The sequence below is a fragment of the Pedobacter sp. Leaf176 genome (genome assembly GCF_001424305.1).
GTDB lineage: Bacteria > Bacteroidota > Bacteroidia > Sphingobacteriales > Sphingobacteriaceae > Pedobacter.
The window spans coordinates 43,153-64,858 of sequence record NZ_LMPD01000003.1; the positions used below are offsets into that span (position 1 = coordinate 43,153).

The window sequence follows — 21,706 nt, forward strand, 5'->3', positions numbered from 1 at the left end:
ATTATTTATCAGCTGAATTTATTCCATAATCGGGTTGTCGCGAATGGGCAGCTTTGCAAACTGCTTGACCTCAATGCTGGGCGATCCAAAATCTTCGGCAACCATACCGGATATGAGGTAACAGCCATGTCCGCGAAAGGGGTATGCCGGTGTCGAATTGGGGAAATGCGTCGTATCAAAAAAATTGCCTTCTGCATCAAGGAAAGTGCCGAACCACATCTTTTTATTATTTTTAGTGTGAACTGTTTTTTCGCAAACATACCAGCCCACCATTTTAACCATCCGGCCCGTAAAAGATTTAAGCGATTTAGCGCTTACCGCGCCCCTGTAATTTGTTTTGAGCATATCGAACATCGACATCGAAAGGCAAAACCCTAAAAGCTCAAGCTCATGGTAAGCATTTTCCAGCTGGGTATCGACGAGCTGAGGCATGGAATAATTTTTCTTCTCCATTACAAAAAGCTCGGTGTGGTTAGCCGGCTTAGCCTTCTGTCCCATTAAAAGGTGAACTTCCCACAGCAGTTCTTTTTTACTTTTACCCGTAAAGCGCAAGGCACCTACACGAATCAGAATCACCACCTGCTCCAGGCCCATACCTGTTCTTTTAATCAGATCTTCCGCAGCGGAATAATTTCCGTTTTCAAAACGCTCTGCCACAATTTTATCCATCAATTTATTTTCCAGCCCCAATACGCCAATAAAACCAAGATAAGCATCTGTACCTTTAATGCTAACTGTGGACAGACTGTTGTTTACGCATGGCAGGTGTACCTTTGCGCCAGCCTTTTGAAGTTCGTGAACATACAGCCACCTCGAATAAAAGCCGCCGTAATTATTCAGGACAGCCACCATAAATTCTTTGGGAAAATAGGTTTTTAAAAAAAGGCTTTGGTAACTTTCCACTGCAAAACTTGCAGAATGTGCTTTTGAAAAACTGTAACCGGCAAAACTCGATACCTGTCGCCAAACTTCGGCTATGGTAGCTTCCGGCCGCCCCAGCTTTCTGGCTTCGCTAAAAAATTTCTCGACCAGCCTGTCGAATTCCGCTTTGGAACGGTATTTCCCACTCATGCCCCTGCGAAGAATATCCGCATCCGTACCATCCATTCCGGCGAAGTGAATACAAATCTTAATCACATCTTCCTGGTATACCATCACGCCATAAGTTTCGCCCAGCAATTCTTCCATTACCGGGTGCAGGTAAACCACTTTAGCAGGATCATGATGGTAACGGATGTAGGCTGGCATCATACCCGAACTGGCTACCCCGGGCCGGATGATGGAACTTGCGGCAACAAGTACCAGGTAATTATCACAGCTTAACTTCGTCAGCAGCTGCCTCATTGCCGGCGATTCGATGTAAAAGCAACCAATGGTATCACCGGTTTTGAGTTTGTTGTTTAATTCCGGGTCTTTCATGAATTTTTTAACCTGGTGGATGTCTACTTTTTTTCCCAGGTTATCTTCCACAAGTCTTACCGCTTCTTTGATATGGCCGATGCCTCTTTGAGAGAGCACATCGTACTTATCGAAGCCCATTTTTTCTGCTTCGTACATATCCCATTGCACGGTGGGCATGCCTTTGGGCGGCAAATCCAGCGCAGTATAATAGGTTATCGGTTCTTCAGAAATTAAGACCCCGCCGGCGTGTATGCTGCGCTGGTTGGGCATGTTCTGCAGCATGGCATAAATTGCGGTAATTTTTTTGAAAGTTGCATTGTCGCGGTTAATTGCGGAGCGGGAAGGGTCGGTATAACCATCAATTTCCGCTTTCGGCAAACCCATTACTTTTCCAATCTCCCGGATAACAGACCGATCTTTAAAGGTAGACATGGTACCGAGTAAAGCGGTATGTGCGGCACCGTAGCGCTTAAAAATGTAGTCCTGTACATCTTCCCGTTCATCCCAACTGAAGTCCAGGTCGAAATCAGGCGGCGAAGTGCGCTGTGCATTCAGGAAGCGTTCAAAGTAAAGATTCAGTTCAATCGGGTCTACATCCGTTATGCGTAAACAATAGGCCACGGTACTATTGGCCCCAGAACCCCTGCCGACGTGGTAATAGCCCCGGGATGAAGCATAGCGGATAATATCCCAGGTGATGAGGAAGTATGCGCAGAAATCCAGTTCAAAGATGACCTTCAATTCCTGTTTCACTTTTTTTAGCGCCCCCTTATTGCTTTTTCCATAACGGTATTCTACGCCGCCGATGGCCAGTTTTTCCAGCAGCTCCCTATCATCTTTTTTACTTCCTGTAAAGGTTTTTCTATTCAGGTTTACCCGGCCACCGGCATATTCATCCATGGAGCAGCTATCCAATAAGGCCCTGGCATTATCTAAAATGAAAGCAAATTTCGAAAATTTGGCTTCAAGAAAACCCGGCTCCTGAAAACAATCATTTGCCAGGCAGCGGTCTTCTTTCTCCACCTTGCTCAGGAGGGTATTTAAATCAATCGCCCGCAGGTATTCGTGCAAGCGGTATTCAATTTTATTTCCAACAAATACCGGCTGTAAAACAACAAGTTTTTGTTTAAGCGCTTCGATGTTTGTATTATACAAAAAATGAAGTTGCTCCTGCCGGATGCCGAGGTATTCGTTTGATTTAAGTGGATTTGTGTAGCCGAAAGGATAAATGATATAACTGTGCTGCATTGCCGGTGCTTCATCAGGTAACTCTATTTTATTAATATTATGAAAACTCAGGAATTCGTTTAACTCCCTCATGCCCTCTTTATTTTTTGCAATCCCAATGTACAGCAACCGTTTTTCCTTGCGAAACTCCAAACCACCGATTGGCTTTATACCCGCATCCCGGCATTCCCGTATAAATTCCATTACGCCGGTAGAATTGTTAATGTCCGACAGCACCATTTGGTTCACCCCGCGAGAAGCGGCTTCCTCAATGAGTTTGGGAACAGACAGGGTACCATAGCGGAGGCTATATTGGGAATGGACGTTCAAATACATCGCAGCAAGATTAGAGGTCTATTTTCATTGTCGATGCAATGGCGATGGAATGCGAACCAAAACGGTGTCTTATCTTATCCATTGCCTGGCAAAGCGCATATTGCTCCTCACTTTGATTGTATAAATCAATTTGCTCAAAACCGGAAACCAGATTTGAAAGACGCACACCAACCAGCCGGATCAGCTTCCGCTTTTGGAAAAGCTGATGGAAAAGATCTTTTGTTTTGGCAATCAGAACGCTGTCTAACGCAGTATATGGAATGGCAGCCTGCTTGGTTACATCTTCAAAATCCGAATAACGGATGGTTAGGGTAACGCAGGCACACAGCTTTTTTTGCTCACGAAGCTGAAAAGCAACATCCATTACCATTGCTGTAAGCAGATTCTTAATCACAACCACATCAATAGAATCTGATTTAAAAGTACTCTGCGTGCCAATGCTTTTCGCCTCTGAATATGGAATGACTGGTGAATGATCGATGCCCTTTGCTTTTTGCAAAAGAGAAAGCCCGTTTTTACCTAACAATGCGCTGATGTGGCTCGGCGAAACAAGAGACAGGGTTTCAATTCTCCTGATGCCCATGTCGCTGAGCTTGATAAAAGTCTTTTCGCCAAGACCAGGGATTTTACGTATGGATAAGGGATTTAGAAACGGGATTACCAGGGGAGATTCGATATTAAGCTCCCCGTTTGGTTTGCATTCGTTGGTAGCCATTTTAGAAACGGTTTTATTAACCGAAAGACCAAAAGATATCGGAAGACCTGTTTCTTTGATTACCGTTGCGCGGAGTTCGTGCGCATACCTCATACAGCCGTGAAAACGGTCCATACCCGTCATGTCTATATAATGCTCATCAATACTGGCCTTTTCAATGAGGGGAACACGCTCTTTCAAAATATGCGTGATTTCATGGGAAGCTTTGGAATATTCATCCATATTGCCGCGCAGAAATATAGCATGTGGACAAAGCTGTTTGGCCATTCTGGCCGGCATTGCCGAATGTATCCCAAATTTACGGGCCTCATAAGAACAGGATGCAACCACGCCACGATCTGAACTGCCGCCGATAATGACCGGTTTGCCAATCAACTGAGGATTTTTTCGCATCTCGACCGATACGAAAAAAGCATCCTGATCCATATGAATGATGTGCTTATCCATTTGCATAAAATATAAACGAATTCAAAATTACTAATATTTTTAGCAATTAAAATACGATCAACATTCTTATAAGCTATAGAAACTATTCTGGTTGGTTACCTGAATTAAAGAAAAGCGGTTAGCATAGCTATAATAGGGTGTTTACGTTAAAATCCTCAAAGAATTGATGTTAATAACTTTACCGCATACCACACTATCGAGATAGCGCTGTTAAAATATTTGAGGCTTTTAGCCTTAGATTTTTATATAAAAAAAGGCATTCATTAAAACTACAATCAAATGCGGACGCTTTTGCTTGCAACTAAAACCTGTATCGAATATTATTTTTGTTAATTTTACATCATGACAATCGAAGAAGTAAACGAGTTGGAGGCATTTTTCCAAAAAGCAGATAAGCAGGCAACACCCATTTACCTCAATGAGGCAACCGTCATAAACAATTATGAACATTTTCTGGAAAGCCACTTTGCTCCCCTAAAAGAAAACCCTTCTGCACGTGTTAACCAACCATTAATCTGGAGGTTAAGAACACTAAAACTTTTGGTAGAAGCCAATTCATAATGCCGGTAACTTGCAGATTATAATAAAATTGTGGCTTTGAATCCGTCTTTAAATTAGAAACAACTTTCAACCTAAACTTATTTCTGTCGTAATCCGCACTGTGCGGAGTCACCTTCAATATGCTTTTGATGATGAAATCATTATTTCCTGAAATCGAATGATTCGGTTGGTTTAGATAGCACAACCGATTAAGCCTTACCTGAACCAAGCGCAGCATATCAGAAAACAAGGGTGGTCAGCCATCCGGCTGACCACTTGCTCAAACCAAATTTAAGGGCGGCTTCGGGTCGCCAATTTTTTTAATGTTAATTTAAAATCTATTGCAGCCAGACGCTAATATTTTTACTTACTTAATTCGAGAATGTACTGTCCTTTGGCCGGAATGGACATGGCTTGGTTCAGTGCAAATTCTTTGGAGGAAATCACATCTTTTCCGGAGGTATAACCAGCAACGACATCATAAAATCTATCCAGCTTCAATTCCTTATTCGTCAGCGCACTGTTTAATACAACCAATACAGTTTTATCACCTTTAATGCGGGCGTATACATACAAGCCATCCTTAGGGGCATAATGAATCATTTTGCCTGACGTAATCGCTGTACTGGTTTTCCGCCATTGGAGGAGTTTCCGCAAATAATCCCAGGCTTCGTTTTGACTTTCAGTCCTGCCGGCTTTGGTAAATTCATCCTTTTTATCATCCGGCCATCCGCCGGGAAAATCGACACGTAAACGCCCGTCTCCATCTTCTTTTGTGCCCACCATCAACACTTCCGTACCATAATAAATCTGGGGAATTCCGCGCATCGTTAATAGAAAGGCCAGCCCCTGCTTGTATCTTTTTAAATCTTTGTCTTCTTTCCGACTGAAACGGCCGAGGTCATGATTATCCAGAAATGTGAGCACATTATAAGGGTCGGCATATGTGAAATCCTGGGCTACATCTTCAAAGAGATCGCCTAAGTAACCATTATCAGTTTCCCCATCAAACGCCTTTTGCATGGTAAATGTGAGTGAAAAATCCATTGGTGTTTTTAAAAAGGAGTTATTCTTATTTAATACCGAATTAGCCTGCCACCAGGCCGGCGAAGTTTTTTTATTGTACCAGGTTTCACCCACGATATTAAAATCAGGATACTCATCATAAACTTCCTTATTCCATCTGGCTAGGAAATCGAAATCCATGTAAGAATAGGTATCCTGCCTGATGCCGTCGATGCGGGCATACTCTATCCACCAGATGCTATTTTGAATGAGGTAAGTGGCGAGGTGCGGATTCTTTTGGTTCAAATCGGGCATTCCGCGGGTAAACCACCCGTTTAGAAAGGTATTGCGCTCGGTTGGCGAAGCATGTACATCCATCACTGAAACAGTAGCATGATTGGTCTGCAAAAAAACGCCATCATTATTAATCCAGTTTTTGGCGGGCAAATCCTTCATCCACCAATGTGAACTGCCGCAATGGTTCAGCACCATATCCATCACCATTTTCATGCCCTTATCATGGGTTGCTTTGGTTAAGGCTTTAAATTCCTCGTTACTGCCAAAACGGGGATCAGATTGATAAAAATCAGTAATGGCATAACCATGGTAAGAGCCGCCACGCATTCTGTTTTCCTGAACCGGATTCAGCCATACGGTCGTAATGCCAAGATCTTTCATGTAATCCAGTTTCTGCAGTACGCCTTCATAATCCCCTCCATGACGGGCGTTCGGGCTCTTTCTGTTTACCAATACGCTGTCCAGGTTATCATTTTTTACATTTCCATTTGCAAAGCGATCGGGCGTTATCAGGTACAATACATCTGAAGCGTTAAAGCCTAAGGCACCGCTATTATCCGTACGGCTTTTAAGTGGGTAATTGTAAATAAATTTGTCTGTGCCATCAGAAAATGTAATTGGCACAGTACCCGCCTTTGCGCTTTTAGAGATATTAACATAGAGGAAAACATAATTGGGATTCTCCACTTTTACTGCCTGCTTTAAAGTAACGCCTGCATAATTCAAGCTTACCTTTGCATTGCCAATTCCGGGACCATAAACCAGAATCTGGAATTCGGATTTTTTCATACCCGTCCACCAATTTTCAGGTTCGACCCTGGAAATGGAGATTTTAGCGTAGGCCTGGCCGGCTGTAAGGAAATTTGCCAACAGCAATATTTGTATTATCTTTTTATACATAATCTTTAATTATGGGTTGAATTATAATTTTATTTTTGAAGAACCAGGTATTGATAAGGTTCGAGCTTGATGACTTCAGCCAGGTTAGCTTTTGAACCATCGAAAACACCTTTCCATTTGCCCGCTAATGCAGCCGGGAGATTGTAATCAAGTGACTTATTTCTTAAATTAGACAGAACAAGCACTTGTTCTCCGTTAAGGGTTTTGGTAAAAGCACATACGTCATCACTACTATAGGAAACCGTTGTACCTCTGCGTATTGCTTTGCTTTTATTCCAGAAAGCCACTACTTTTTTATAATCTGTAAGCACATCCCGGTTGGTTTCCGCTAAAGACCAGTCGATGGATTTTCCGGTGAAAGGAAAAGTAAGCCTGAATGGCGTTCCGATTTCCTGTCCGTTGTAAATCATTGGAATACCTTTCATGTAGGCTGTCACCACAAAAGCAGCCATCGATCCTTTTTTGCCACCAAAAAGCTCAAGTGGAGTACCATCCGATCCATTCACATCATGATTGGTTAAGTAACGCACCACTGCCTGACCTTCCTTTGCATCCTTATAATCACGTTCATTTAATGCATCAATAGACTTTACCGATTTATTCCTGTTGAATATGCTTTTCATATTCCCGAAATAATTGAAGCCAAAGAAGTAATCAAAACCGGCAGTCAGGTATTTCGGGCTGCTACCTTCGGCCAGCATTAAGAGTTTATGTGTTTTAATAGTCTTCAAACTATCGTTTACCTGCTTCCAGAAATCGAGCGGCGGCCCATCTGCATAATCACAGCGGAAACCGTCGATATTCGCTTTATATACCCAGGATTTCATAGAGTGAATCAATGATAAACGAAGTTCCTGGTTGCGAAAATCGAGCTGGGCCACATCCCGCCAGGTTTCCGGATACTTAATTTGCCCAACACTGTCGCGCAGGTAATAACCCGGCTTTTCTATCCAGGGATGATCCCATGAGGTATGATTGGCTACGATATCGAGCATGACCGCGATATTTTTTTTGTGCGCCTCATCCACCAGCTTTCTTAAATCATCCAACGTACCAAATTCTTTTCCAACCTCATCATAGTTCATGGTTGCATAAGGCGAATTTGCACCTTTGAGTTTACCCACAGGATAAATTGGCATCAGGTATATCACATTAACACCCAGATCTTTTATTGCATCCAGCCTTTCAGTAACGCCGGCGAAATCACCTGTTTTGCTGAACGCACGGGTATTGACCTGGTACAACATCACATCTCTTCTATCAGGAACCCCTTTAAACGGTTTTCCATATTGAGTCGGGTAAACGTTATCCTGAGCCTGAGCAAAAACGGGTAATATCCAGAAGCAAAATGCTGCAAGAAAGATTATTGAAATGTTATTCTTCATATTTGATTTTATTATGCTTTATTTAATCAGGGTTGACAAATGCCAACCACGATAGCAAAATTCAGATTAATAGCCTGGATTCTGTTTTAGATTAGGATTGGCATTCATAGCCGCAGTCGGAATCGGGAAGAGCTGCCAATGGGCATCTACAGCAGGAACTAGTCCGTGGCCCAAAGTGAAAGTGCCGAAACGAATCATATCCTGCCTGCGGTGTCCTTCCCAGTTGAGTTCAAAACCCCGTTCATCATATATATTTTCCAGCGTTGGATTGGCCGCCAGCGCTCCAACACCTGCCCTTACCCTCACCTGGTCGATAAATGGCTTTGCAGCAGCGGCGTTGCCCAGGCGAACATGGCATTCGGCAATCATGAGCAGTACATCAGCATAGCGGTAAATCGGGAAATCATTCGAGCTTCCACTACCATCATTTGGTGCAACAGGATAAAACTTCACACCACGAACGCCTTCTGTAATGCCTGCTCCAGGGTTAATAAGTGAGGTTACTTTTGGTGTGTAAGTTATGCCACCTGGCTGAGGTCCAATTAAAAACTGTTTTATTCTGATGTCATTTGCAGCGTATTTGTTGTAGGTTTCTTCCGGTACAATTGTTCCATTCCATCCTGCGTAGCCAAACATGGCAACACCATTCGGACCATTTACGCTCCGCAAGGCCAATACGTTGTTGCCAATCACATTTCGTTTCAGCCAAATGGCCAGAATCGTTTCATCATCCGGACAAATATCTCCGAAGAGTTCGAAATAACGGTTACCCAAGGGACTTGAAGCGTTGGCCGTTCCCGGATGCAGGGTGTATCCACCCGATGCAACTTTAGTACATGCCGCCAGGCATTCTGTCCATTTAGGCGTTCCCGTGTACACACCGGCATTCAGGTACATTTTAGCTAAAAAAGTATAGGCCGCCCATTTGTTAAACCGACCATAAAAAACACCGCCTTTAGTTTCGGGCAAAATATCCGCATTGGCTGTAATCTCCCCTACAATCCAATTGAAAATCTGGGTTCTGGTCTGCGTTTTTAGCTGTGCTGTAGTGATGTTGTTGTCCGTGTAGAATGGTACATCCCCAAAATCGTCAATCAACAGGTAATAAAACCAGGCGCGCAATATCTTAACTTCGGCAATTTTTGCTGCCGGCGCATTGGCTTTTTCTAATTGTTCTACGGCTAGATTCGCCAGATAAATCGAATTATAGCAAGCGTTCCAGGTGTTATTAATCTGACCAAGTGCAGGTGTCCAGGCACGTGTATATAACCAGGCATTTTCCGGCCCCCAGTCGCCGCTAACCCGGTGGGGCACTACCTGTTCATCGGTACTCATATTATTGGTATCATAATACCCATTATCGCCACCACCAAACTGAGGCATACGGGCATAAACGCTCGCCAGTGCAATATCTGCGCCCTTGGGGTCGGCAAAGAACTGGTCTGCGGTATATTTATCGTAAACATTTTCATCAACTTTGGTGCAGCTCTGCACCATCAGACCTGAAGCAACTATCGCTGTGATTATAAATTTTTTCATGATTTTCTATTTTAAAATAACATTCAGACCTAAAGCAATATTTCTTACCCTTGGGTAAATACCATTGTCTCCCCCGGTTTCTTCAGGGTCGATGCCCGAATATTTCGTAATCAGCAATAGGTTTTGACCGGTAAGCGAAAAGCGTACCGAACTAACGTGTTTTGATCTTGCTGTTGGAATCCGATAGCCCAGGTTCACGTTTTCCAGACGAATGAATTTTCCATCCTCAAGCCAATAATCGGAGGCCAGCGGATAAGCTGAGGTGAAGAGGTTATCATCTATCGCACTCTTTAATAAATTTGACCTACCCAGGTTTTCCAGGAAGCTTAAATTTGAGCGCAAAGCATTGAATAATTTGTTTCCACCAGAACCGCGTACCAACACCGCGGCATCGAAGTTTTTATAGCTGAAACTCGGGGTAAAGGCAAAGGTATATTTAGGCTGCGTCTGGCCTGCAAAGATGCGATCCGGACTGGTTGCTCCAGCATCAATACGGCCATTTTTATCCTGGTCTACAATGATTTGTGTTCCATTGGCACTCGCCCCTCCATGCTGAAGAATGTATATTGAACCAATGGCTTGTCCTACGACTAAATAGGCATTCTGGCCGCCATAAGGAACATTATTTGTTATCAGCGGTACACCATTAAGCGAACCACTTAAATTAAGCACTTTCGAATCCATTAAAGTAACGTTTCCTCCTAGTGAAAGCCTTGTAGAGGCATTTTTAATCAGATCATAATTTAAAGCCATCTCCACGCCCCTGCCCTGGATGCTACCCACATTGGCCTGGATTGATCCTGTTGGAAAAGGCGGTTGGGGAACTGTATAGCCATATAATAATTTGTCGGTTACGTTTTTATAGATGTCGAAACTTCCGCTTAACCTACCTTTGAACAGTGCAAAGTCAAGGCCGATATTGGTCGACTTTTTCTGCTCCCATTCCAAATCTGCGTTTGCATTCTGAGTGACTCTGAAATTGGTTTGTACATTTCCGGCAAAATAAACCGTTCCGGACCCTTGTACAATTTGAAGCGATTGCAAAACACTTAAGGGTTGCTGGTTTCCGGTAATACCAAAACCGCCCCTTAACTTCAATGAGGTAAAGATGTTCTGGTTTTTCATAAATGGTTCCTGGTCAATTTTCCAGGCTACAGAAGCTGAAGGGAAATTGCCCCATTTATGGTTCGCACCAAATACCGTTGCCCCGTCCCTTCTAAAATTAGCCGTTAACAGGTACCTGTCTTTGAAGGAATAATTAATACGGCCCAGTACCGATACGGTTCTGCGCTGATTGCGGTAAGACGAATAGTCCCCGGCCTGTACTTTAGAAAAATCACCTAAACCTAAGTTGTTGTAAGTCGCCAGATCGTTTACAAAGCCTCTGGCGGCACTTCCGCTTCCGGAATCCATTTGAGCCTGCCATTCGTAAACCGCAGCAGCATCAAAATGATGATCACCAAAATCCTTGCTGTAATTCAGCTGAAAATCCATAAGCTTGTAATCCGAATTGTTATTGTTCACATTAGCATAACCCTTCTGATCGATTGCCGCAGCCACTGTAGAAACAGCAGGTGTATAATTACCAGAAGTTCCGTTGGTTTTCTGCCAGCTACCAAATACTTCGGCAGACAGTCCGCTGATGATTTTGTAATTGATACGCATGGAACCCAGAAGGCGATTGGATTCAGATTCACTAATGATGCTGTTTGCTGCTGCAAGCACATTCAATGGCTGGAAAAGGTTTGGATCCGTAAAATAGCTTCCATCCGGACGGTAGACCGGATCGGTGGGCCTGGATATATAAGCATTAGAAATCAGGTTCGAAGTAAATGCCGCACGTCCGATAGATCCCGGGCTTCCGTTATTCTGTGTATTGGTACCGTTTAAGGTCATTGTAATCGAGAGCTTATTGTCCAGCGCTTTCTGGGTTGCCTCAATGCGGCCGATAAACCGCTGATTATCTGAATGAATTACGATACCATTCTGAAGCACCATACCCAGCGAAGCCCGGTAAGAGAAATTATCGCTGCTGCCTCCCAAAGTTAGTGTGTGGTTCTGAGTGGTACCCGTTCGGGTAAGCAAGCCGAACCAATCGGTGTCCGCACCAAAATTAGAGCTGGCGGGTATGCCCCTGGCAGCGGCCTGCTGCGACCATTCGGCTGCAGTAAGCATTTCCAGTTGCCTGGTCACTACATCGACCGAAGAATTCGCATTGTACTCAATAGAAGTGCCAGTTCTGCTTTTTTTCATCGTCACAATCAATACTCCGGATGCACCGCGCGAACCGTATATTGCAGTAGCAGACGCATCTTTCAGCACTTCTATACTTTGAATTTCCGTTGGTGGAATCTGGTTTAAAAAACTTACGTCGCCCTGTACCCCATCGATTACCACAAGTGGATTGTTATTCCCCTGAATGGATGTGATGCCGCGTATCCTTATATTGGGTGCGCTTCCCGGCTCACTACCCGTTTGGGTGATGACTACGCCGGCTGCTTTCCCGGCAATTTGTTGCAAGGGACTTGTAATGGCGCCCTGATTGAAATCTTTGCTTCCGATACTCGCTACCGCCCCGGTTACATCCGATTTTTTAGTTGTACCATAGCCAACCACTACGACATCAGAAAGTGATTTTGCGTCCTGCTTAAGCTGGATAACTACCGTCTTTCCGGCAGATAAAATGCGTTCAGCAGGGTCGTAGCCTACATAATTTACAATTATAGTCAGGGCTGTCTGACTGCTGTTGATCTGAAACTCCCCTTTTGCATTGGTGGTGACCTGTTGACCGGTACCCTTCACCTGCAGGGTGGCGCCAGCCAAAGCTTCATTATTCTCATCAACAACCCTTCCGTTGAAAGCAGATTGTTGAGAAAATACGATGCTGGCAATGAATATAAAAAGCACGGAGAGCCCATACTTAAAAAAGTAAAAGAAGTAATTTTTTCTCATAATATTTTTTTTGCTATTTGGTTAGTACACTACTGAATGGCTTCCAGTGCATGTAAATCAAAGTAAAGAGAGTTTTAAAGCATCTGCAATAGAATGAAATCCAAATATTAAAAATAACAAGTAAGAAAAATTAACATAAACCTCAAAATCAATCAGTTGCAGCTTTAAATCGTTTGAAAATATATAGATAACTGCGGCATTAGAGTAAAGTTCAAAGGAGGGGTAATTGAAAAATGGCAGATTAAAAGCCAATAAAGAAGCCTTGCTCGTCATTTCATTCGAAGAAGATAAATTAAATTTATGGGCGAACAAACCTGAACCAACAAAATAATGGGTTTGCTACCTTAGTTAAAAACTAAGACTGGTAATCCATTGGCAAATCGTTTTTCACGGTCCTTATGCTCATGATTTTCTCCTTAAAGGTATCATTGGCAACTATTGAACGGTTCTTGACTTTTGTTTTATAGGTATATATGGTATTAACCGAATAATTTAAAATCTTTGCGATGGTTTCGTTTTCATCAATCCCCAGTCTAATCAGTGCGAAAATCCGCAGTTCGTTATTCATTAACTGACCAGGTGTAAGAATCGTTTTATCTGCTTCTGCAAACAAGGCATTGAATTCCATGATAAAATCGGGAAATAAATTCAAAAAAACCTCGTCAAATCTTTGAAAAAAGCCTTCTCTTTCGATATTGGTATTCAGCCGCTTCACCAGGAGTTGTAAACCATCATAGTCTTTTGAATGGATAATTTTTTCCAGACTCTTTTTCAATTTTTCAAGCTTATCAATTGAGTCGGAATGGATGTTGAAGAACTGACCAATGTATTCCTCCTTTATCAGGTTTACCTCATCAAGTTTTCTGTTCGTCCGGGTTAATGAGCGGTTGGCAACATCGAGTGAGGCATTTATTTTTAGGAGTTCGGCATTTGCATGGTTCAAATCGTAGTTTTTTTCCACGATCAATTTGTCGGCAATGCGGATCTTTTTTAACTGTTTGAATGTTTTAGAAGCGAAATATATTGTTAGCACAATCAATAAAGTAATTATTGATGCATAGATGATAAGCGATCGTTTCTGCTTTTCGATGTCATTTATTTTGTCTTTTTCTATTATGGGCAGGATGTTGCTGATTTCTACTTTACGTTGCTTTGCACCATAAAAGTTATTATCTTCAATGGCGCCATGAATATAATTGAAAGCTTCCTTCGTTTGTCCCTTCTGGTAAAGGTATTCGGCAAGCTTAACCATTGCCAGAGATTCCTTTATAGAGTGCTTGTTATCAATAATCGATGATTTTAAAAGATAGCGCAGGCCAAGTTCCGGCTTATTTACACTGAAATAAAGGTAGCTCAGGCAACTGTAGTTAATGGCACTATCGGGATAAGATAGTTTAAGTTTGAGCAATGATTCGTACGAGCTAATGGCTTGACTAAACTGCTTCGATCGGAGCTGTTTAAGCCCGATTCCGGAAAGGTATTCCCTAGAACCTTTATTATATTTGCTTATGATCGTATCACAATACTTCAATCCTTCGGCACGGTATAACTCGCTGAAATCATGAATCTTATTATAATCGGTTAGATCGAAATTAGCCCTGGCCATCAGGAAATAATATTCAAACTGTTGTGCCTTATTTAATGCTTTAGGATTTACCCGCTTAAGGGTATCTAAGCCTTCTTTAAACATTCCGGATGAAACCAGTACAAAACCCAAGTTCACTCTGGAATAGTTTATTTTTTCGGCATCATTTAAAAGCTTTGCGTAGCCGGCAACTTTCCGACTGTACACATAGGCCGAATCGTGAATAAATGATTTGTAAGCATTAAATAAATCCAGGCATGCAAGGTACCTTGAACCCGGAGACAGGCCATTTGATTTCAGCTTGTCCTGAAGCTTGCCAATGCTTGCCCATTTAAGCGCATCCAATTCTTTTTTGTCATCAAGTACATTATTTAACACACGCTTCAGACTGTCGGTATTATCCTGCGCCTCTGCGCTACGACTAATCAAAAAAAACAATACAGACAGCGCAAGAATGAATAAAATCTTTCGGTTAATTTTTCCAGTTTGCGAATTGTTATTTTTCAAAAGCAAGATTGATTTAAACGGTTGACCCGGAATTTGAAAATAGCGCCTAAAAAAACGCTGCTATATTTGGTTAATCAAATATAGCAAAAGCTGGATACAAATTATTTTATACTACTTATGTTACAATAGCAGTAGTTGGTATGGTTGCATTGCGAAAATTAGCATAATATTTCAGCACAATCATGTAGTTCTTTCTAACATTCTTTGTCCTAATTTCGCAAACCAGATGAAGTTTGAAATTAATGTTAAAAGGTCTACTTTAGCGCGCACTAAGGATGCTTCTGTCCCTGAAGAATAAACCAGATAAATGATTAATGTAGATTTTGAATGTGAAATTTTGAGAGCGAGCAGGAACAGGCTATTGCAATTAATTGTAACCAATCATAACGAAATATTATTCAAAATTCCGGCGGGTTTTAATAACAATATCATCTGGCAAATCGGTCATTGCATTACTTCACAACAGCGGCATATTTATATGCGGAGCGGACTACCCATGCACATTTCCGAAGAATTCATGGAATCCTTTAAAATTGGATCATCTCCACGTTCCTGGAAAATTAATCCGGATGTTAAGGAGGTGAAGCATTTATTAGTTGAGACTGTTAATCAGCTGGAATCCGATCTGAAATCCGGCGTATTCATCAACTATCAGCCCTTTGATTTACCCATCGGATTTCGGGTGAAAAACCACATCGAAGCACTCCAAGCCGCCAACTATCACGAGGCGGAGCATTGCGGGATAATTCTCACTTATCTGAAGCTATTAGCCAAAGGATGATTAATCAGAGCAAGATGTTAACACATTAATCATAGCTTGTTAATATGTATTTTACTCAGCAAGGGCTTTTCTGCATACATTTGCATAAATAAAATAATCTATCCAAGAGTAATCTACCTATTGAAGTCATGAATTTTAAAAATCTTATCCTCTATCCAGGATGTGTCATCCTGTTTACGATAGCCGCCTGTTCCAAAAAGACAAGCGTATCGGAACCGTCCTTACCACCAAAAGCGCCTACCCCTTATTCTATTACTGAAACTTTCGAATCGGGTACCAAAACTGCCTATGCTACGGATAGCACGTTATTATTAACCGGGAAGTGGACATTAAATGATGCGCTATTAGGCAACCTGACAACAGATGCTAAAAACGGCACGAAATCCGTTCGCTTGAGAACCGGTTTTTTATCGATGAATTTCGATGTTGCCGGCGCTAAAATGTTGTATGTTTCGCACGCCAAATTTGGCAATGATGCAAATTCAACATGGCAGCTTTTTGCTTCTACCGACGGCGGAAAAACGTATACACAACTTGGTTCCGATATCAACGAAACCAGTACGACGCTGGTAACCGATTCCTTTAAGGTAACCACTACCGGGAAAATACGCTTTCAGATTAAAAAGGCAGGTACTACACGGATTAACATCGACGATATTATTTTTAAAGGTATAGGCGACCCCGGCATCACCGTTGGCGCACCAGATACTGACCCTACCGACAATGGGAATGCGTCGACACCAACACCCGGACGGGGAACGCCTGAAGCGGGCGCAGATGCACCTCCGGCAGGCGGCGATAACTCTAACTTATTATTTGGTAACCCATCGGGTGCCCTTGCATCGGTTACCGCAGCAGAAAATTACCTGATTGATCAAAAATACTATGTAGAAAGCTATAGCATGAGCCGCGGTGCACCAAACTGGGTCAGCTGGCACCTTGACCCAAACAACTTTAATGGTACAGTAACCAGAAAAGATGATTTTGCTTCGTTTACAGGTTTGCCTAACAGTTGGTACCAGGTGCAAAGCAACAGCTACTCAGGTTCCGGTTTTGACAGGGGCCATAACTGTCCGAGCGGCGATCGCACCAGTTCCAGCACGGCTAACTCTGCGACATTTTTAATGACGAACATGATTCCACAAGCGCCAAACAACAATCAAAAAACATGGGAATCCTTCGAAAGCTATCTGCGCGCTCAAGCATTAAACGGCTACGAAGTTTATGTTATAATGGGCAGTTATGGTACCGGCGGTATAGGTTCGGCAAGTGCTTCCGTAGTGAATACAATTAATAGTGGAAAAGTAACCGTTCCGGCCTTTGTATGGAAAGTTGCCGTATTACTGAAAACTGGTGACAACGATGTAAGCCGTGTAAATAGCACAACCAGGGTAATTGCAATCAATACGCCTAATAATAACAATATTGGTGCAAGCTGGAAAGATTATATTGTGTCTGTCCGCGATATTGAAAGCGCAACAGGCTATAACTTACTTTCAAACTTGCCGCAGAACATACAGGATGTTGTTGAAAAAGTAAAAGATCCGGGAAATTAGCATGTACGTCATTGCTGTTAAATCAATAAAATTTAATTTTTGGAAGGCGCATCATTGAAAGATGCGCCTTTCCTGTAAATTAATTTAAATCCTCTAAAAATAAAGCCTCGGAATATTCACTCAGGAAATGGGTAATTAATATTTAGTATGTTATTTTTTTTCAAAATGCATTCCTTATCCTTCGGTTAAACGGAATAGATCTTGCAATATAGAGCTTATCATTGTTTCACATATTTCTCATCCACCCGATAAGAATCGGGCTTGCGACCAGCTTAGATTGTCCATTGTTATACAATTTGTTTATTCGCCTGAAAGATGATATAAATTGTAAACCGGGGCGCTTCAAATTCAACAACATTTTTGTGGTTTTAGCTGGAAAGTGGATTTTATCATTACTTTTATCGCAACAGATGAATTAAATAAAAAACCATAAACGGATAAAAAATTGATGAACATATGGCAAAAAGGATTTTCGTTTTAGAAGATGATCAGGGCATCAGCGAAATTGTGGAAATGGTCTTGGAATCTGAAGGCTATCAGGTCAGCTGCTTTTCAAATGTAGCCAGCTTTAATGCTGCCTTATCAGCACCACCAGCAGATCTGTACCTGCTGGACATCATGCTTCCGGATGGCAATGGACTGGAAGTACGTAAATCACTTTCCCAAAATGAGCTCACTTCAAAGCAGCCCGTACTCGTCATGAGTGCACATACCAATAGCCCGGAAGACATTAACTGGCCGGGGCCGCAGTATTTCATTGCCAAGCCTTTTGATATCGCTGAGCTAACCGAAAGAATTGCATCGCTGATAAAGGATTAAAATTATTGTTTTTCTGCTTAAAGGTCCAATGGGATTGTGAACCAAAAAGTAGCACCCTGCCCTTTTGTTGATTCCACACCGATTTCCCCGCCATGCTTCCGGATGATGCCGGCGCTGATGTACAGGCCCAGTCCGAGCCCTGAATAATGAAGCCCCTTGTAACCCGCCCGGTAATACCGGTCGAAAAGGTGGGGAATTTTTTCTGATGCAACACCCACACCCTGGTCAGTGACCGAGATCCTGACCATATCATCACATCGGGTGATGTTTATCTCAACAACCTTCGATTCCGGAGCATATTTAATCGCATTGTCTACTAAATTGACAACTACCTGCTCAATCCTGTGTTCATCTGCATGAAGCTGCAAGTTGCGATCGCCGGTGATGAGGATCTGGTAAACTCCGGAAAGCCTGACCTGATCGCAGCATTGGTCGATTACCTCGTCAATGGTAAAAGTAGTTTTAACAAGTTTAAGTTCACCCGCAGCAATATTATTTGCATGGAGCAGATTCACAACCAACTCATTCAGCTTATCCATGCTTTTATTTGCCTGATCGATAAGTTTAGGAAACACAGGTGACGATAGGTCGCTCTTAATTCTATCCATCAACTGAAGGGATCCCTTCAGACTGGTAATCGGCGTTTTAAGTTCGTGGCTCGCAATGCTGATAAATTCATCCTTTTCTTTCATGAGCTTTCTCCTGGCCGTTACATCTGTAAAGGTGCATACTCCTCCCGAAAGCTCATGTTGTTCATTAAATAATGGGGCCAGATTAACCGAAATATACAAGATTTCTTCCCCGGGGCGGCTGATGCCAATCTCCTGATCATACAAGGGAATTGCGGATTTCAACATGATGTATAGAGGATGTTCTTCCTCTTGCATAATCCTGCCATCCAGATGTACATTCAGCCATTTCTCGTCGTTATACTTCCTTTGCCGCATGCTTTCCAGGTCGACCCCAAAAATTCGCTGTGCCATGTGGTTAATATAAGTCGTATTTCCGGCCGCATCAACAATACACACCCCGTCGGCCATGGTGTCGAGCGTACTCACCAAACGCTGTTCACTCTCAAATAATTTTGAATTCGCAGCCTTTTGCTCCAGCTCATTTTCCAGGTTCTGCAAGCGCAATTCAAGTTGCTCGGAAACGACTCCTGCAAGTTGTATAAGTATTTCTGTTTCCCTTTCAGAGAGTGTTCTAACCTTGCGGTCTAGCAGGCACATAGTACCTACCATATGGCCATCCCTGCTCCGTATTGGTGCCCCCGCATAAAAGCGCAGACCAAATTCTCCATACACATATGGATGTCCTACTATCCGATCATCTTTCGTAGCGTCGGGAATTACCGTCAAAGAATTGTTCAACACCGCAATGGCACAAAGGCTTGTTGTTCGTGGCACACTGATTACCTCATTTCCCAGGCCAACACTCGATTTTACAAGTTCGGTTGTCGCATCCAGAAAGGAAATGTGGGCAATTGGTAACTGAAACATGGTGCAGGCCAATTCGCAGATCCGGTCGAATACAGGTTCCGGAAGCTCGTTAAAGATCTGATAGCGCTCCAATGCCTTAACACGCTGCTGATCGTCCCCGGGAATAAGGTTGTGTATGGAGTGGGAATAGGTATTCAAATTTTTGGATTTTTAATTTTGGGGATAAGTTATATAAACTACGCACTTTTCACAAATTTTTATTTCCTTTCGCTGGACAAATACTTCATTTTTATAAATTTTAGTTGAAACGCTAAAATCCACAAACACATCCTTTTGTTTAGCTTTAAAAATTATAGTTTATCTTGTTGTTTGAGCGCTATTGTCTAGAACGGATGGGCGAAACGATAACATTTAGATGAAAAAATTTGTAAATAATGATGGCAGACACCATTCCAAAAAAGTAAAGATTAATGATAGCTTGTTCTACTCTGCTTCGAGTCTCCTTCGGGAAAACGGCCTTTAAAGCATGTTTTCTGCAACAAACCTCGAACAACACCCGAACAAACCTAAATTTAACCGGACATTTTCGGACATTTCCGGACATTGTGCTCCAGCTATGATCTTAATTTAAGTCCGCGTTGTACTTTCGTTTCATGATCAACGCCAGTCGGCTGATTCTAAAAATTTTAAATATTGCAGAAAAAAGAAAATGGGAACAATTAAAAGGCATTTTGGGTTCAACAGCACAGTCGGCAAAGTTACTCGCGTCGACTGTCAAAATCGTCGAGCTATTAACCAATACATTCAATAAATGAATATCAATCGGGCTTTAAAACCCAAATTAGCTATTCTAAAGAATAACGAATTAGATCCATTTTACTAACAACATGCATGACCCGGAAAAAAACCGCTATGCCAAATCATCGGATCTTAAATGCGAAACCGCTTAAAGACACTTATAAAAAATTATCACATAATGACCTCAAATGCCAGGAATTATCTAAGTTCAAACAATCTTAATCCGGATCGGCCCTTTCTTATGATCAACATCAATGGGTACGCCCTTTTGAGTGATGACCACTTTATTTTGGTGCTGCAAATCAACAGCAATGTCGACCACGTTTTTCATGTGTTTTCGCCAGTCACCAGGAAATAACATGCGGGCAATCTCAGATGGGCAGGTACTTTTGTCTACGCCCCGCTGCCTTGCAACAGATAGAATCGCCGCTGCTATATCATCCTGCAAAACAACATTTTTATCATTTGACATACAACCAGATTTTATGTGCTTCATCAGCGAGCATTTTCACACTACGGTTTACAAACGTATGGAATCAGACTTCCTGATTAAAGCAACATATTAGTTCTTACATATTAGAAATGGATCGTTTTTTGTTTTTCAGACCGTTTAGAATGATGAACAACGCCACAACTAGCATTACAGCATAGCAGGCATACACCACATTTTCTCCTGTAGGGTTGGCCTTATTAGAAACAGAAATTGCAAACAAAGCCCAAATTCCTACAACTGCAAACTCACGAAGGTTCCGGGAATAAACCATAAGGATATTCACTAATCCGGCTAGGACGATCATTATTATTGCCCAGGTTACACTGGAAATGCCCCAACCCTGCCAGTTTATTTTGGTAAGGTAAGCAGAAATGTTCGCTATCAGCGCCACGGTGATCCAGCCTGAATAAATGGCAAATGGCCAGTAAATAAACAAATAGTCTTTAAAAGGGTGGCCATCCAATTCCATTCGGGTGTTTATAATGATTTTAACTAAAGAGAATAGCAGTATGACCATAATGATTACCGATAAACCAATATAATCATTCAACCAGGCCACCACCCAGCTGGCGTTTGCCAAGCAAGACACCACAAACCACCAGCCTATTTTTGATAAAATTTCGGACTTTGACGGTTTGTCTTTTCTGTTGAATCCTGTGTAGATTACGAAACCAAGCAAGCCTAAATAAATAATTCCCCAGATTGAAAAGGCAAAGCCTGCCGGTGTAAAATAATTGAAATATTTATCAGAAATGGTTTTCATACTATTGCCGTTTAGTAGTCCGGCGTTGGATAGGTAGTTAACTGCAATGGTTAAAATCAAAGCAAGTCCGTTGGCAATAGGAAGAATTTTTTTCGGGTTGTTCATGTTCAGGTTAGCATATCTTTAAAGCCAATCAAGATAATGAATTTACAGCAAAAGGCAATGAAATGTATTCAACATGCCTGGTAAAAGATGAATTACAGCAACCTAATCCTGACCTA

14 protein-coding genes are annotated in these 21,706 nt (G+C 42.2%); 4 read left to right on the plus strand and 10 right to left on the minus strand.

Annotation, left to right across the window (positions count from 1 at the left end; all coding sequences use genetic code 11):
• Positions 1-18: 18 nt before the first annotated feature.
• Together ASF92_RS09035 and dinB are read right to left on the minus strand one after the other, a co-directional pair.
• The gene (locus ASF92_RS09035; RefSeq protein WP_056091251.1) at positions 19-2,964 is read right to left on the minus strand and encodes a DNA polymerase III subunit alpha; all 2,946 of its coding nucleotides are present in this window, start codon (positions 2,962-2,964) and stop codon (positions 19-21) included.
• A 10-nt stretch (positions 2,965-2,974) separates the two neighbouring features.
• Complete coding sequence (gene dinB / locus ASF92_RS09040) at positions 2,975-4,126, minus strand: DNA polymerase IV (RefSeq protein WP_369817089.1); 1,152 nt, start codon at positions 4,124-4,126, stop codon at positions 2,975-2,977.
• 342 nt (positions 4,127-4,468) lie between these two features.
• Here dinB and ASF92_RS09045 point away from each other — a divergent pair, with 342 nt between their 5' ends.
• Positions 4,469-4,687 (plus strand): hypothetical protein, encoded by a 219-nt coding sequence (locus ASF92_RS09045; RefSeq protein WP_056091259.1) that lies wholly within the window; start codon positions 4,469-4,471, stop codon positions 4,685-4,687.
• Between the two features lie 342 nt (positions 4,688-5,029).
• Here ASF92_RS09045 and ASF92_RS09050 read toward each other — a convergent pair whose 3' ends face one another.
• The 5 genes from ASF92_RS09050 to ASF92_RS09075 form a co-directional block, all read right to left on the minus strand.
• Positions 5,030-6,868, minus strand: coding sequence for a glycoside hydrolase family 13 protein (locus tag ASF92_RS09050; protein ID WP_056091261.1), 1,839 nt, complete (start codon positions 6,866-6,868; stop codon positions 5,030-5,032).
• A 29-nt stretch (positions 6,869-6,897) separates the two neighbouring features.
• Positions 6,898-8,253 (minus strand): alpha-amylase family glycosyl hydrolase, encoded by a 1,356-nt coding sequence (locus tag ASF92_RS09055; protein ID WP_056091263.1) that lies wholly within the window; start codon positions 8,251-8,253, stop codon positions 6,898-6,900.
• A 66-nt stretch (positions 8,254-8,319) separates the two neighbouring features.
• Positions 8,320-9,792, minus strand: a complete 1,473-nt coding sequence (locus ASF92_RS09060) for a RagB/SusD family nutrient uptake outer membrane protein (RefSeq protein ID WP_056091267.1) — start codon at positions 9,790-9,792, stop codon at positions 8,320-8,322.
• A gap of 6 nt (positions 9,793-9,798) precedes the next feature.
• Positions 9,799-12,744, minus strand: a complete 2,946-nt coding sequence (locus ASF92_RS09065) for a TonB-dependent receptor (protein ID WP_082489515.1) — start codon at positions 12,742-12,744, stop codon at positions 9,799-9,801.
• A 355-nt stretch (positions 12,745-13,099) separates the two neighbouring features.
• Positions 13,100-14,836: a DUF6377 domain-containing protein gene (locus ASF92_RS09075; protein ID WP_157263794.1), complete on the minus strand. Its 1,737-nt coding sequence runs from the start codon at positions 14,834-14,836 to the stop codon at positions 13,100-13,102.
• A 307-nt stretch (positions 14,837-15,143) separates the two neighbouring features.
• Here ASF92_RS09075 and ASF92_RS09080 point away from each other — a divergent pair, with 307 nt between their 5' ends.
• The 3 genes from ASF92_RS09080 (at position 15,144) to ASF92_RS09090 (ending at position 17,992) form a co-directional block, all read left to right on the plus strand.
• Positions 15,144-15,617 carry a DinB family protein gene (locus ASF92_RS09080; protein ID WP_056091282.1) on the plus strand — a complete coding sequence of 158 codons (474 nt, stop codon included), beginning with the start codon at positions 15,144-15,146 and terminating at the stop codon, positions 15,615-15,617.
• Positions 15,618-15,745: 128 nt separating this feature from the next.
• Positions 15,746-17,173 (plus strand): DNA/RNA non-specific endonuclease, encoded by a 1,428-nt coding sequence (locus ASF92_RS09085; RefSeq protein ID WP_056091286.1) that lies wholly within the window; start codon positions 15,746-15,748, stop codon positions 17,171-17,173.
• A 456-nt stretch (positions 17,174-17,629) separates the two neighbouring features.
• Positions 17,630-17,992 carry a response regulator transcription factor gene (locus ASF92_RS09090; protein WP_056091290.1) on the plus strand — a complete coding sequence of 121 codons (363 nt, stop codon included), beginning with the start codon at positions 17,630-17,632 and terminating at the stop codon, positions 17,990-17,992.
• A 17-nt stretch (positions 17,993-18,009) separates the two neighbouring features.
• Here ASF92_RS09090 and ASF92_RS09095 read toward each other — a convergent pair whose 3' ends face one another.
• The 3 genes from ASF92_RS09095 to ASF92_RS09105 form a co-directional block, all read right to left on the minus strand.
• Positions 18,010-19,629, minus strand: coding sequence for an ATP-binding protein (locus ASF92_RS09095; RefSeq protein WP_056091294.1), 1,620 nt, complete (start codon positions 19,627-19,629; stop codon positions 18,010-18,012).
• 808 nt (positions 19,630-20,437) lie between these two features.
• A complete protein-coding gene (locus ASF92_RS09100; protein WP_231729785.1) occupies positions 20,438-20,725 on the minus strand; it encodes a DUF3253 domain-containing protein in 288 nt (95 codons plus the stop codon).
• Positions 20,726-20,798: 73 nt separating this feature from the next.
• Positions 20,799-21,590: a hypothetical protein gene (locus ASF92_RS09105; protein WP_056091297.1), complete on the minus strand. Its 792-nt coding sequence runs from the start codon at positions 21,588-21,590 to the stop codon at positions 20,799-20,801.
• Positions 21,591-21,706 lie beyond the last annotated feature (116 nt).

Bases quoted from the DNA above. Each gene is read 5' to 3' on its own strand.
- ASF92_RS09035 (WP_056091251.1), bottom strand. From the start codon at position 2,964: ATGTATTTGAACGTCCATTCCCAATATAGCCTCCGCTATGGTACCCTG.
- dinB (WP_369817089.1), bottom strand. From the start codon at position 4,126: ATGGATAAGCACATCATTCATATGGATCAGGATGCTTTTTTCGTATCG.
- ASF92_RS09045 (WP_056091259.1), top strand. From the start codon at position 4,469: ATGACAATCGAAGAAGTAAACGAGTTGGAGGCATTTTTCCAAAAAGCA.
- ASF92_RS09050 (WP_056091261.1), bottom strand. From the start codon at position 6,868: ATGTATAAAAAGATAATACAAATATTGCTGTTGGCAAATTTCCTTACA.
- ASF92_RS09055 (WP_056091263.1), bottom strand. From the start codon at position 8,253: ATGAAGAATAACATTTCAATAATCTTTCTTGCAGCATTTTGCTTCTGG.
- ASF92_RS09060 (WP_056091267.1), bottom strand. From the start codon at position 9,792: ATGAAAAAATTTATAATCACAGCGATAGTTGCTTCAGGTCTGATGGTG.
- ASF92_RS09065 (WP_082489515.1), bottom strand. From the start codon at position 12,744: ATGAGAAAAAATTACTTCTTTTACTTTTTTAAGTATGGGCTCTCCGTG.
- ASF92_RS09080 (WP_056091282.1), top strand. From the start codon at position 15,144: ATGATTAATGTAGATTTTGAATGTGAAATTTTGAGAGCGAGCAGGAAC.
- ASF92_RS09085 (WP_056091286.1), top strand. From the start codon at position 15,746: ATGAATTTTAAAAATCTTATCCTCTATCCAGGATGTGTCATCCTGTTT.
- ASF92_RS09090 (WP_056091290.1), top strand. From the start codon at position 17,630: ATGGCAAAAAGGATTTTCGTTTTAGAAGATGATCAGGGCATCAGCGAA.
- ASF92_RS09100 (WP_231729785.1), bottom strand. From the start codon at position 20,725: ATGAAGCACATAAAATCTGGTTGTATGTCAAATGATAAAAATGTTGTT.
- ASF92_RS09105 (WP_056091297.1), bottom strand. From the start codon at position 21,590: ATGAACAACCCGAAAAAAATTCTTCCTATTGCCAACGGACTTGCTTTG.